General features: G+C 70.9%; 12 protein-coding genes. 4 read left to right on the top strand and 8 right to left on the bottom strand.

Translation table 11 applies throughout. From position 1 onward, the window contains the following. Nucleotides 1-142: 142 nt before the first annotated feature. Nucleotides 143-1306 carry an epoxide hydrolase family protein gene (locus KIK06_RS02140; protein WP_268641698.1) on the top strand — a complete coding sequence of 388 codons (1164 nt, stop codon included), beginning with the start codon at nt 143-145 and terminating at the stop codon, nt 1304-1306. Nucleotides 1307-1422: 116 nt separating this feature from the next. Here the strand turns inward: KIK06_RS02140 and KIK06_RS02135 are convergent, their stop codons facing one another. Both KIK06_RS02135 and KIK06_RS02130 read right to left on the bottom strand, forming a co-directional pair. After that, nucleotides 1423-2184, bottom strand: coding sequence for an SDR family NAD(P)-dependent oxidoreductase (locus KIK06_RS02135; protein ID WP_017598695.1), 762 nt, complete (start codon nt 2182-2184; stop codon nt 1423-1425). Between the two features lie 55 nt (nt 2185-2239). After that, complete coding sequence (locus KIK06_RS02130; protein WP_017598696.1) at nt 2240-2689, bottom strand: VOC family protein; 450 nt, start codon at nt 2687-2689, stop codon at nt 2240-2242. Nucleotides 2690-2972: 283 nt separating this feature from the next. On the opposite strand from KIK06_RS02130, the gene KIK06_RS02125 reads away from it, so the two are divergent. Then, nucleotides 2973-4220, top strand: coding sequence for a cytochrome P450 family protein (locus tag KIK06_RS02125; protein ID WP_268641697.1), 1248 nt, complete (start codon nt 2973-2975; stop codon nt 4218-4220). 28 nt (nt 4221-4248) lie between these two features. Beyond that, nucleotides 4249-5151, top strand: a complete 903-nt coding sequence (locus tag KIK06_RS02120) for an alpha/beta fold hydrolase (RefSeq protein WP_268641696.1) — start codon at nt 4249-4251, stop codon at nt 5149-5151. Nucleotides 5152-5256: 105 nt separating this feature from the next. On the opposite strand, the gene KIK06_RS02115 is transcribed toward KIK06_RS02120, so the two are convergent. The 6 genes from KIK06_RS02115 to KIK06_RS02090 all read right to left on the bottom strand — a co-directional run bounded on the left by KIK06_RS02115 (nt 5257) and on the right by KIK06_RS02090 (nt 11288). Continuing rightward, the gene (locus KIK06_RS02115; RefSeq protein ID WP_268641695.1) at nt 5257-5640 is read right to left on the bottom strand and encodes a VOC family protein; all 384 of its coding nucleotides are present in this window, start codon (nt 5638-5640) and stop codon (nt 5257-5259) included. A gap of 29 nt (nt 5641-5669) precedes the next feature. Continuing rightward, nucleotides 5670-5963 carry a DUF1905 domain-containing protein gene (locus KIK06_RS02110; protein ID WP_075926592.1) on the bottom strand — a complete coding sequence of 98 codons (294 nt, stop codon included), beginning with the start codon at nt 5961-5963 and terminating at the stop codon, nt 5670-5672. An 82-nt stretch (nt 5964-6045) separates the two neighbouring features. Beyond that, nucleotides 6046-7344 carry an aminotransferase family protein gene (locus KIK06_RS02105; RefSeq protein ID WP_268641694.1) on the bottom strand — a complete coding sequence of 433 codons (1299 nt, stop codon included), beginning with the start codon at nt 7342-7344 and terminating at the stop codon, nt 6046-6048. Beyond that, complete coding sequence (locus KIK06_RS02100) at nt 7341-8900, bottom strand: MFS transporter (RefSeq protein WP_327084621.1); 1560 nt, start codon at nt 8898-8900, stop codon at nt 7341-7343. The genes KIK06_RS02105 and KIK06_RS02100 overlap by 4 nt, the downstream gene beginning before the upstream one ends. Before the next feature lie 167 nt (nt 8901-9067). After that, nucleotides 9068-10288 (bottom strand): cytochrome P450, encoded by a 1221-nt coding sequence (locus tag KIK06_RS02095; RefSeq protein WP_268641693.1) that lies wholly within the window; start codon nt 10286-10288, stop codon nt 9068-9070. Between the two features lie 52 nt (nt 10289-10340). Continuing rightward, nucleotides 10341-11288, bottom strand: a complete 948-nt coding sequence (locus tag KIK06_RS02090; protein WP_268641692.1) for a PDR/VanB family oxidoreductase — start codon at nt 11286-11288, stop codon at nt 10341-10343. A gap of 189 nt (nt 11289-11477) precedes the next feature. Here KIK06_RS02090 and KIK06_RS02085 point away from each other — a divergent pair, with 189 nt between their 5' ends. After that, a complete protein-coding gene (locus tag KIK06_RS02085) occupies nt 11478-12113 on the top strand; it encodes a TetR/AcrR family transcriptional regulator (protein WP_268641691.1) in 636 nt (211 codons plus the stop codon). Nucleotides 12114-12163 lie beyond the last annotated feature (50 nt).

Here is a 12163-nt window from a genome sequence, read left to right as displayed (position 1 = left end):
CTTCTTCAAAGGTGCTCACTTCACTCCGGGGGCTACAACCACGACTTTCTGACCGGTACCTTCGCCAGGCGACCAACGGACGGGGACCGTCGTTTTCTCGTTCGGTTCGCCAGCACCCGGACTAGGCGTGAAATGAGGACTGATGCGCTCGTTTCGAGTTGACTTCCCCCAGGAGGAACTGGACGACCTCCGCACACGGCTCTCCTCCACCAGGTGGCCCGAGCAGGCCGGAACGGCCGGATGGGACAGCGGAGTGCCCCTCCCCTACCTCCGGGAGCTGGCCGCCTCCTGGCGCGACGACTTCTCCTGGCGCGCGGTGGAGAAGCGCGTCAACGCCTTCCCGCAGTTCGTCACCACGATCGACGGCGCCCCCATCCACTTCCTGCACGCCCGCTCCCCCGAGCCCGACGCGGTCCCCCTGCTGATCACCCACGGGTGGCCGGGGTCGTTCCTGGACTTCCTCGACGTCGTGGGCCCCCTGTCGGATCCCCGGTCCCACGGGGGCGACCCGTCGACCGCCTTCCACGTGGTCCTCCCCTCGCTCCCGGGGTTCGGTTTCTCCGGTCCGCTCACGGAGCACGGTTGGACGCTGCCGCGGGTGGCCGAGGCCTGGGCCCAGCTCATGTCCTCCCTGGGTTACGACGGCTACATCGCCCAGGGGGGCGACATCGGCGCCACCGTCGCCCGGCTGCTCGGCCTCCAGGACAGTGACCACGTCCTCGGCACCCACGTGAACTTCCTGTTCACCCCGCCCCCGGACGATCCCGCAGCGTTGGCGGACCTGCCGCCCTCCGACCTGGCGAGGCTGGAGCGCCTGGGCGTGTTCGCGGACCGGGGGTCGGGCTACATGAAGCTCCTGTCGACCCGCCCGCGCTCGGTGGGCTTCGGCATGACCGACTCACCGGTCGGGCAGTTGGCGTGGACCGCCGAGAAGTTCCAGGAGTGGAGCGGGGCCCGCGACCTGCCTGAGGAGGCGATCGACCGGAACGCGCTCCTGGCCGACGTCACGCTGTACTGGCTGACCAGGACCGCGATCTCCTCCGCCTACATCTATTACGACAACGCGGCGGGGATGCCCACCGCGGCGACGCCGCCCCCTCCCCTCCCGCCGGTCCCCGGCCCGTTCGGTGTGGCCGTCTACCCCCACGACCTGGCACAGCCCATCCGGTCCCTGGCCGAGCGCGAGTTCCCGGCCCTGGTCCACTGGAGCGAGCACGACCGGGGCGGGCACTTCGCCCCGCTCGAGGCGCCGGACCTGTTCGTCGACGACCTGCGGGCGTTCCTCCGGGCGGTGAGGGCGGCCTGAGGCGTGCCGGCCGCGGAGGCCGGTGGCGCCCGCTCCACCTGACGCACGCGGTGGCCCGCCCCGGGGACGAGTTCCCGGGGCGGGCCACCGCGTTGTGGCGGGGCGGGGCGGGCCGGTCAGCGGAAGATCCGCTCCATGATCCTCCGGGAGACCGCGCGGGGCGCGAGGTCCAGCGCGGTGGTCATCAGACGGGTGACGGTGCCGGGCACGGCGACCGTGCGACCCGCGTCCCACGCGCGCAGTGCTCCGGACACCACCTCCGCGGAGGTGGTGTGGCCCGGGGTCTTCTCCACCTTGTCGCCGAGACCGGCGACGTCGCTGAATTCCGTGACCGTGGGCCCGGGACACAGGGCCATGGCCCTGACACCGGTCCCCCGCAGCTCCGTGGCCAGGGACTGGGCGAACGACAGCAGGAAGGCCTTGCTCGCGCTGTAGGCGGCCATGTAGGGCGTCGGGACGAACCCGAGGTTGGAGGCCACCACGACGACCCCTCCCCTCCCCCGCTCGACCATGCGGGGCACGACGTAGGAGGTCAGCTCCACCGTGGACATCACGTTGAGGTCGAGCATCGCCAGCGTGTCCGCGCGGTCGGTCCCCACGAAGCTCCCGTGGACACCGCGGCCGGCGTTGCAGACGAGCAGGTCGGCGCCGCCGAGCTCCTCCGCGCGGTCGGCCACGGCGCGGGCGGAGCCCTCGGCGGTCACGTCCCGGATCTCCGGGACCACCAGGCCTCCCGAGTCGGCTTCCAGTTTCGCGAGTCGGTCGGCTCTGCGCGCCACGGCCAGGACACGGTAACCGCGCCGGTACAGGGCACGGGTGTACTCCGCGCCGATGCCGGAGGAGGCTCCGGTCACGACGGCCAGGGGTGCTGTGGACATGGTCACTCCAAACTGAGGCGCCGCCACCCGGGACGGAGGGGAGGGTCGGTTCCGGTCAGGCGGCGATGTGCATGATCTCCAGCGCGACGCCGTCGGGGTCGGTGAAGGTGAAGAGCGCGAAGGGGAGCGGCTCCGTGTACTCGCGGATCTCGCTGCACTCCACCTTCAGCGCGACCAGGTGCTCACGCCACTCACGGAGCTCCTGGAGGCTGGCGGCGGCGAAGGTCAGGTGGTCCAGGCCGGTGCGCTGGGGACCGAAACCCTCCTCCGCGTTGGCCTCGTGCTCGGTGATCCCGAGATAGACGTGCGTGCCCGGCCGCATCAGACCCGCCGTTCGCCCGCCCTCGAAGCGCTCGCTCATCCACTGGACCATGCCGAGCTTCTCCTCGTACCAGCGGACACTGCGTTCCAGGTCGGTCACCGAGACGCCGACGTGGTGCAGCGCGGCGAGTCCCTGCGGAGTCTGGGCGACCGGTCCGTTCGGCTGGGTCAGGACGATTTCCATGGTCAGGACCTCCTCTAAAGCGTCGGAGCCTCGAAAGTACGACGGCCGGACGCGGAGACGCTTCTTCCCGCGTGCCGAAAAGCACGACGAGAACGCCTCCGAACGATCAGGGGGAACAGCAAACGGGGAGAAGGCACCCGCTTTTTTCGAAAGTTAGTCTGAACCATCGGATGCGTTTCCACCGGACCCGCGTTCGGTGCCGTGAAGACAGCCGAAATCGAGAAGCGACACCGGCCACGCCGGGAATCCACCTGATGACACACTCCGTTGGAGGTCATTTTCCATGTCCGAAGCCGTGTGCCCCTACACCCTCGACCCCCAGGGAACCGACACGCACGGAGAGACGAAGCAGCTGCGGGAACAGGGGCCGATCGCCCGTGTCGAACTGCCCGACGGAGTTCTCGCCTGGTCGGTCCACGACTACGCGATCGCCAGGGAGATGATGGGGAACCAGGAACTGTTCTCCAAGAACCCGCGCCGCAACTGGCCCGACTACATCAACGGGAAGATCTCCAACGGTTGGCCGCTGATCACCTGGGCCGCCATGGACACCATGGCCACCCAGGACGGCGCCGACCACGCCCGCCTGCGGAAGCTGCTCCTGAAGGCGTTCACGCAGCGCCGTGTGGATTCCATGAAGCCCTATATCGAGGCGACGGTCACCGAACTCCTCGACAAGCTGGAGGCCAACTATTCCGGTGAGCCCATCGACCTCAAGGGCCACTTCCACATGGAACTGCCCACCCGGCTGATGTGCGACCTGTTCGGCGTGCCCGAGGACCGACGCGAGAAGGTCCTGGAGGGCGGCCACAAGAACATCGACACGCGGATCTCCGCCGAAGTCGCCGAGAACAACCTCGAACAGTGGCAGATCGCCATCTCCGAACTCGTCCAGTACAAGCGTGAGAACCCCGGTGACGACCTGACCACCGGGATGATCGCCGCCATGGACGAGGACGGGTCGCGCCTGAGCGACAGCGAGATGATCGGCACCCTGCACCTGCTGCTCGGCGCCGGCTCCGAGACCCTGGTCAACGCCCTGGCCCACGCCTCGGTGGAGCTGATGTGCAACCGCGAGCTGCTGGCCAAGGTCAAGGCGGGCGAGATCTCCTGGGAGGACGTCTTCGAGGAGACGCTCCGGGTGGAGTCCCCGGTCGCCCACCTGCCGTTCCGGTTCGCCACCGACGACGTGGAGATCGGCGGGGTGAAGATCGCCAAGGGCGACGTCATCCTCATCGACTTCGCCGGTGTCGGCCGTGACCCGGCCGTGCACGGTGAGACGGCCGACGACTTCGACGCGCTCCGCGAGGAGAAGACCCACCTGTCCTTCGGGCACGGCGTGCACTTCTGCCTCGGCTCCCGTCTGGCCAAGAGCGCGTGGATGAGCGGTATCCCCACCCTGTTCGAACGCTTCCCCGACATCGAGCTCGCGATCGAGCGCGACGAGCTGGTCGGCCAGGGCAGCTTCGTGGTCAACGGCCACGCGACCATCCCCGTCCACCCGTACGGCGCCCCCGAGCGCAAGGCCTAGGTCAGCGGCGAACACGAAGGGTCACACGATGCCAGAGGCAGTGCGCGGCGACGGCACTCCACCCGACACCGAGGACGTGAGCCCCGACGAGGCTGGCGGGGGCATCCTCGGCGACCTCGACGACGACTACGCGGACATGGGTGACCTCCCCCTGGAGCGGGTGCGGTCCGCCGACGGCACCTCGATCGCCTACACCAGGTTCGGGAGCGGCCCGCCGGTCGTGGTGGTGGGCGGCGGGCTCAACGACAGGGCCATGTTCACCCCGCTGGCGACGATCATGTCGGAGCGCTTCACGGTCTACAACTACGACCGGCGCGGGCGCGGCGACAGCGAGTGGGGCGACCCCGACACGTGGACGATCCAGCGCGAGGTCGAGGACCTGGCGGCGGTGCTGGAGGTCGTGGGCGAGCCGAGCCACGTCTTCGCGAACTGCACCGGTGGGATGGTGGCCATCGTCGCCGCGGCGAACGGGGTCCCGATGGTCCGGCTGGGCCTGTACGAACCGCCCTACTGGTCCACCGCCACCACCGAGGAGCAACTCGCCGATCTGAGGAGGTTCATCGCCGAGGGCCGGGCGGAGGAGGCGGTCACGCTCTTCGCCAGGGACGTCGTCGGCTTCGTCGACGACGAGTCGATCGTCCACTTCCGGAGCCACCCGGCCTGGAGCGCGTTCCAGACGATGATCAAGTCCACCTACTACGACGCCCTGATCAACCGGGACCACCTGGAGGTCCCCCTGGAGGAGCTGCGCAGGATCCCGGTCCCCACGCTGGTGATGCGCGGTGACGACGGCCAGAAGGTGATCCACGACGCCTGCGCCCGCATCGCGGAGGAGGTCCCGGACTCGGAGCTCCTGACGATGGAGGGCTACGACCACCTCTTCGACCAGAAGGCGGGGGCGCCGCACCTGATGGAGTTCTTCTCCCGGTGACCGCCCGTCAGGCCCGGGTGCGTTCCCCGCGGGGAACGCACCCGGGCCCCGTCACGACCGGGGTCGTGGCGGGGCCCGGGGACAGATCCGGTCAGTCCCGTGCGGTCACGGACTCATGAGGCCGATGGTGTTGCCGTCCGGGTCGGTGAAGGCGGCGATGCGCCCGTCGGGCGTGCCCGTGGGAGCCAGCGCCGTGGTCCCGCCGAGCTTCTCCGCCCGGGCCAGGGCGGTCTCCACGTCCTCCACCGGGAAGAAGGCGACGAACCCCCGGTAGGGGCTGTCGGGCCCCGCCTGGCCGATGCCCCCGGCGGGCGCCCCGCCGTCGGAGCTCACCAGGGCGTAGGTCTCGTCCAGGGAGTTGATCTGCCAGCCGAACATCTCCCGGTAGAACTCCTTGGTCCGGGCGGAGTCCGGGGTGGAGATGTCGAACCATCCCGGGGTGGCGGGCGTGGGGTTCTCGGCGTTCTCGGCGGCGTCGTTGTCGGCCATGCTCGGTCTCCTGTTCCTTTCGCGGCGGGTCAGTTGAGGCGTTGGCGCAGACGGACGGTGATCTCGTCACCGAGGTCCTTGCCGAGTTTCTTGCGCAGGGCGGCCTTGACGGGAAGCATGTGGGTGCCGTCGCCCATGGGGAGCATGGTGGCCTGGAACTCCTGGTCGTCCATGGTTCCCGCCACCTTGACGGCCTTCCTCGTCCCGAAGAACTCTCCCGAGTCGGGGACGATCACGCAGGCCCAGCCGCTGTTGTCCTCCTTGATGATCTTCTGGGTGAAGGTGTTGTCGATCTCCTGCGCGGGTCGTGGTTCCGCGGGCATGTCGCCTCCCTTGTTCCGTGGATTCGTGCCGCCGTGCCGTGTCGGACCGCCCGTGGGCGGGCGGCCCGGCACAGGGTGTGTCCTATGAGCGCACGGCGGTCGTCAGTGCCGTCGATATCCGCTCCGTCTCGGCGGCCGTGACGATCAGCGGTGGCGCCAGGACGATGCTCGCCCCGGTGCGCCTGGCCAGGACTCCGGCCTCCCGCATGGCCCGGCGCACGGCCGAGGCCCGGCGGGGGTCGTCCATCTCGACGGCGACCAGCAGTCCCCGCCCCCTGACGTCGAGGACCGACGTCGCCGACCTGGCCCCCTCCAGTTCCGCGAGCAGCTGCGCGCCGCGTTCACGGGCGTTGGACACCAGCCGCCGCTCCTCCAGGACGTCCAGGACCGCGAGTCCGGCCGCGCACGCGGCGGCGTGCCCGGAGTGGGTGTGGCCGTGGACGAACCCGGCCCTGGCCTTGTTCCGGTCGAAGACGCCGAAGACGTGCTCGGTGGTGGTGACGGCCGCCAGGGACATGTATCCGGCGGTCAGGCCCTTGCCGGTCACGAGCACGTCCGGGCGGACCCCCGAGTGCTGGTGGCCGAACATCGCCCCGGTCCGGCCGAACCCCGTGGTCACCTCGTCCAGAACCAGTAGGACGCCGTGGCGGTCGCACAGCTCGCGCACCGCCCGGAGGTAGTCGTCGGGCAGCACGCGCACGCCGCGCGCCTGCACCGGTTCGACCAGCACGGCCGCGGTGCGGTCCCCGTGGGCCTCCAGGTGGGCGCGTAGCGGCGCCACGCCCTCCGGCCCGCCGTCGCCCTCCGGTCCGGGTACGGACGCGAAGCCGGGCGGACCCACCTCATCGGAGACGGGCGACGGGGCGGGGGCGCACGCGGCGGCTCCCAGGGTCGAACCGTGGTAGGCGCCGCGCAGCGAGACGACCGTGCTCCGCTCCGGACGCCCCAGGGCGGCGTGGTAGAAGCGCACGATGCGGATCGCCGCCTCGACGCCCTCCGAACCGCTGTTGCAGAAGAAGGTGCGGGTCAGCGGTGGGCCGACCAGCTCCGCGATGCGCCGTGCCAGTCGCACCGCCGGGGCGGTGGAGCCCTCGCCCAGGTCGTAGGTCATCAACCGGGACAGCTGCGCGCCGACCGCGTCGACCACCTCGCGGCACCCGTAGCCCAGGGTCGCGTTGAACCCCGAGGACTTGGCGTCGAGGTAGCGGCGACCGTCGGCGTCCTGGACCTCGCACCCCTGGCCGGCGACGGCCACGACGGTGTCCGGGTTGACGCGGGTCGGCGACCAGGGGTGCCACAGGTGTTCCGCGTCGAGGGCGAGCAGGGCCTCCCGGTCCGCCGCCGTCGCCGTGGACGGATCGGTCCCCAGGGCCTCGGTCACGACGAACCCTCCCGCGCGCTCGGCTCCGCGGACCCGCCGGGCCCACCCGGCTCGTCCCCGGCGGACTCGTACGCCGCCGCCCTCGCCACCATGGGGTCGCTCAGTTCGGTGTCGACCCTCTCGAACAGGGCGAGGATGACGAGCCCCCCGATGATCATGAGGACGCCCCCGACGAGGAAGGCGAGCGAGTATCCCTGGGCCGCCGCCACCGGAGCGGAGGCGCCGGCCTCGATCGCGGTCTCGGCGTGGCGGATCGCGAGGGTCACCAGGACGGCCACACCGGTCGCGCTGCCGACCTGCTGCATGGTGGTGAGCACCCCGGAGGCCAGACCGGAGTCCTGGCCGGTGACCCCGTGCAGCGCGGCGTTGAGCGAGGCCGGCATGCTGAGCCCGGCGAACAGTCCGAAGACCAGCATCCCCGGTACGACGCCCAGGAAGTAGGAGCTGTCCGGGGTGACCATGCTCGTCAGGATCAGGCCTCCCCCGGCTCCGGCGTAGCCGAGCGCGGCCACCACCTTGACGCCCAGGCGCGGGACCAGCGCGGTGCTCACCCCGAGGCCGACCGGGATGCCGACGGTCAGCGGGAGCCAGGCCAGACCGGCCATCAGCGGGGAGAGTCCCAGGATCTGCTGGTTGAACAGGCTCATCATGAACGTGTAGGAGATGAACGCCGCCATGAAGAGCAGGGAGACGAGGTTGATGGTCGACCTCGTCCGGTTGGCGAAGAAGTCGAGCGGGATGAGGGGGTTGCGCGACCTGCGCTCGACCACCACCATCAGCACCAGCAGGGCGGCGCCGACCACGAGGGGCGCCAGCACCTGGACCGAGCCCCAGGAGCGCTCGGCGGCCTGGAGGAGCCCGTAGACCACGCCGACCAGTCCCAGGGTCAGGGTCGCCGCGCCGACGAGGTCGAGGCTGTCGTCCTTGCCCCGCGTCATCCGGCTCTCCGCGACGAAGCGGGGGACCAGGAACAGGACGACGAGGGCGACGGGCAGGTTGATGAAGAAGATCCAACGCCAGGAGGCGAGGTCGGTCAGGACGCCGGAGAGGACGTAGCCGAGCGCGCCGCCGATCCCGGCGAGCCCGCCCCACAGTCCCAACGCCTTGGTGCGCTCCTTGGGGTCGGTGAACAGCAGGGCGATCAGGGCGAGGGAGGCGGGGGCGACGAGCGCCTCGGCGGTGCCCTGACCGAAGCGGCCGACGATCATCATCCACGGGGCGGTCGCGGCGCCCGACAGGGCCGAGGCGAGGCCGAAGACGACCACACCGATGAGCAGGACGCGTCGGCGGCCGAAGAAGTCGGCCATGCGGCCGCCCAGCATCAGCAGGCCGCCCGCCGCGAGGACGTATCCGTTGACGACCCAGGTCAGACCCGAGGGTGAGAAGCCGAGTCCCTCCTGAATCCTCGGGAGGGCGACGTTAACGACGGTCATGTCCAACAGGATCATGAGTTGCAGACTCGACAGGAGGGCGAGGATCCACCATCGTCGGGGGTCCGCCTGCTGTCGTGGATCGCCGTCTCTCGACGATCCCTGCTGCGGATCTGCCGTTACCACGCGATTACTCCCTTGTTCGTCGCCTGTTCCAGAAATGCCCGAAATGCGCCTTGTATTAGTCGAGCCATGGGCTCGACACACTTCTGGCCGCTCCCCCTTTTCGGATGTTCACAGCGTATACCTAGCTGTTCGACGAAGCAATCACATGTTCGAAGTCCACCGGTTTCTCATGCACGGGACGTGCGCACGCGCACCGGCACCGACTCCCACGCGCGCAGGGTGTTGTTGGGGCGACGGCGCGGGGTACCGGCGATCCCGATCGTCTCCACCCGGTCCACCAGCGCCCGGAGCAGGCACTCCGCCTCCAGGCGCGCGAGGTTCTGGCCCACGCACTGGTGCAGGCCGAACCCGAAACCGAGGTGGCCGGACGGGTCGCGGCCCAGATCGAACGCGTCGGGATCGGTCCAACGGCGCGGGTCGCGGTTGGCGGCGCCGAGGAACAGCAGCACCTTCGAGTCGCCGGGGATCACGTGACCGCCGATCCGGACACCGCGCGTGGCCGTCCGGAAGAACGTCTGCACGGGCGAGGCCCAGCGCACGGACTCGTCGAACGCCACGCGCACCAGGTCCGGTTCGGCGCGCAGACGGTCCCACTGCACGGGATGGGTCGCGAGCGCGTACAGCAGGGAGGCGAGCGCGTGCACGGTGCTGTTGACACCGGCGGCGAAGAGCGAGCGCACCACCAGCGGCGCCTGCTCCGGAGTGATGTCTCCCCGGTCGGCGGCCGCCCAGATCCGCGCGCCGAATCCGCCCTCGGCGAGGACCTCCCGGGCGCAGTGGGCGTCCACCCACTCGGACAGTTCCCTGGCCCGGTGCGCCTGCGCCCGGACCAGGTCGTTGCGCGGGCCGAAGGCGTTGAGCAGGAAGTCGCTGAAGGGCAGCATGTTCTCCCGGCCCGCCTCGGGGATGCCGAGCGCGTCGGGGACCACCCGCAGCGGGAACGCCTCCGCCAGGCGGGAGACCGCGTCGAACTCGACGACGGCCCCCTTCGGCAGCAGGCGGTCGACCAGCTCCGCGGCCTGGTCCGTCCAGCGCGCGCGCAGACTCCGCTGGGTACGGGGACCGAGCAGGTCGGCCAGGACGCGGCGGGGCGCGTCGTGCCAGGGGGGATCCGCCTCCAACAGGACGCTGCGCGCGCGCCAGGGCCGCACGACGCGGAAGTTCGACAGGCCGACCCCGGCTCCGGACTCCAGGCCCTGCCAGTCGCGCAGGGCCTCGTACACCTGCTCGTACCTGGCCATCCCGTAGACGTCGTGGGCACTGAGGTAGACCAGGGGCCCCGCCTCGCGCAGCGTCGACTCGAACGGGTGCGGGTCCTCGAGCACGTCGGGGGCGAAGGGGTCGGTCCCGAGGGTCGGCGGTGCCTCCTCGGCGCGGATCCGGGTCACGGTGGGTCTCCTCCCTGGCGGGCCGGACACTGGGCCGGCCGGGTCGGTCGTCTCAGATGTCCAGGACAAGCCGGTCGCCGAACGAGCGGGAGACGCACGGGAGCATGCGGTCCCCGGTCCGGCGCTCCTCCTCGGAGAACAGGGAGTCGCGGTGGTCCACCTCGCCGGAGACCACGGTCGCCTCGCACGTCCCGCAGGTGCCCGACTCGCACGACGTCAGCCGGTCCACGCCGACCGACCGCAGGGCGTCCACCACCGTCTGGGACGGTGCGACGGTCACCCGCCTGCCCGTGCGCGCCAGGACCAGCTCGAAGGGCGTGTCCTGTACCGCCGTCCTCGGGGCCCGGGCGGTGAAGCGCTCGGTGCGCAGGGTCGGGGCGGGCCAGGGCCCGCACGCCCGTTCCACGGCCCGGATCATTCCGGCGGGACCGCAGCAGTAGACCCGCAGGCCCGCGCGCGGTTCTCCCAGCCAGTGCCCGAGGTCGGGGCGGCCCCTCTCGTCCTCCGGGACGACGTCGACGCGGTCGCCGTGGCGGGCGAGTTCGTCGAGGAAGGCCATCGACGCGCGGCGGCGCCCGCCGTACACCAGGCGCCAGTCCGCTCCGACCAGGTCCGCCTGGTGGATCATGGGCAGAAGCGGGGTGATCCCGATGCCCCCGGCGAGGAACAGGTAGTGCTCCGAGGGCACCATGGGGAAGTTGTTGCGCGGCCCGCCGACACCGACCGCGTCCCCGACTCGGAGCCGGTCGTGGACGTAGGCCGAACCGCCCCTGCCGTCGGGCTCACGCAGGACGGCGATCCGGTACCGGTAGGGGTCCCAGCGGTCCCCGCACAGGGAGTACGGACGGACGGTGCCGTCGGGCAACACGAGGTCGATGTGCGCTCCGGGGGTCCAGTCCCTCAGCCGGGCTCGGTCCTCGTGTTCGAGGACGAGGGCGACCACCCCCTCCGCCGCCGGTTCCTTGGACACCACACGCAGGGTCAGCCCGTGTGCCGGCATGTCCCACCTCCTCGACGCTCTCGCGCGGCCGTTCGGACGGGCCCCACCCGAATGACCGGTCCGACGTCACGCTTCCACCGCGGCCGCCGGGCTGTCTTCTTCGTGGCTGCGGTATGGCCTCGGGAAACGCTCCCATCGGCCCGCCACGCACGCCACCAGCAAAGTTCACGCTGTATACTGGGTGTGGAGGTGACCTGGACGATGGCCAGAGGCGAGCGCCCCTATCACCACGGGGACCTGCGGACGGCGCTGATCGACGCCGGCCTGGAACTCGCGCGCGAGGGCGGGGCGGACGCGTTGGGGCTTCGCGTGGTCACCCGCGCCGTCGGGGTGACGCCCAACGCCGCCTACCGCCACTTCGCCGACCGTGAGACGCTCGTGCTCGCCATCGCCGAGCGGGCCCAGGACAAGCTCGCCCGGTCGATGCTCGACCACATGGACACCGACGCGACCGACGCCGACCCCGTCGACCGGGCCGTGCACAACCTCCGCGGGGTGGGTCTGGGCTACATCCGGTTCGCCCTGTCCGAGCCCGGTTGGTTCGAACTGGCCATCCTCACCGACGACTCCGCGTCGGGGCGGGAACCGGTCGAGGAGCGCGTCCCCCCGCCTTTCCGGCTGCTGCTCCAGGCCCTCGACGACATGGTCACCGCGGGCGCGCTGAAGCCCGAACGGCGACCGAACGCGGAGTGGGTCTGCTGGTCCTCCGTCCACGGTTTCGCGGACCTGGCCACCCGGGGGCCGCTGCGGGGCCACGACCGCGCCACCATGGACGCGCTCGGGCACCACGTGGTCGTCCAGGTCGTCGACTCACTCACCGCCTAGCACCCGGCGTTCGGGGGCCTTCCCTCCGGGCCGCCGCCCGGAGGGAAACG

Source organism: Nocardiopsis sp. EMB25 (assembly GCF_026797795.1).
Classification (GTDB): Bacteria; Actinomycetota; Actinomycetes; order Streptosporangiales; family Streptosporangiaceae; genus Nocardiopsis; species Nocardiopsis lucentensis.
Note: the sequence above shows the minus strand (reverse complement) of the source record. Positions and strands in the feature narration are given on the sequence as shown.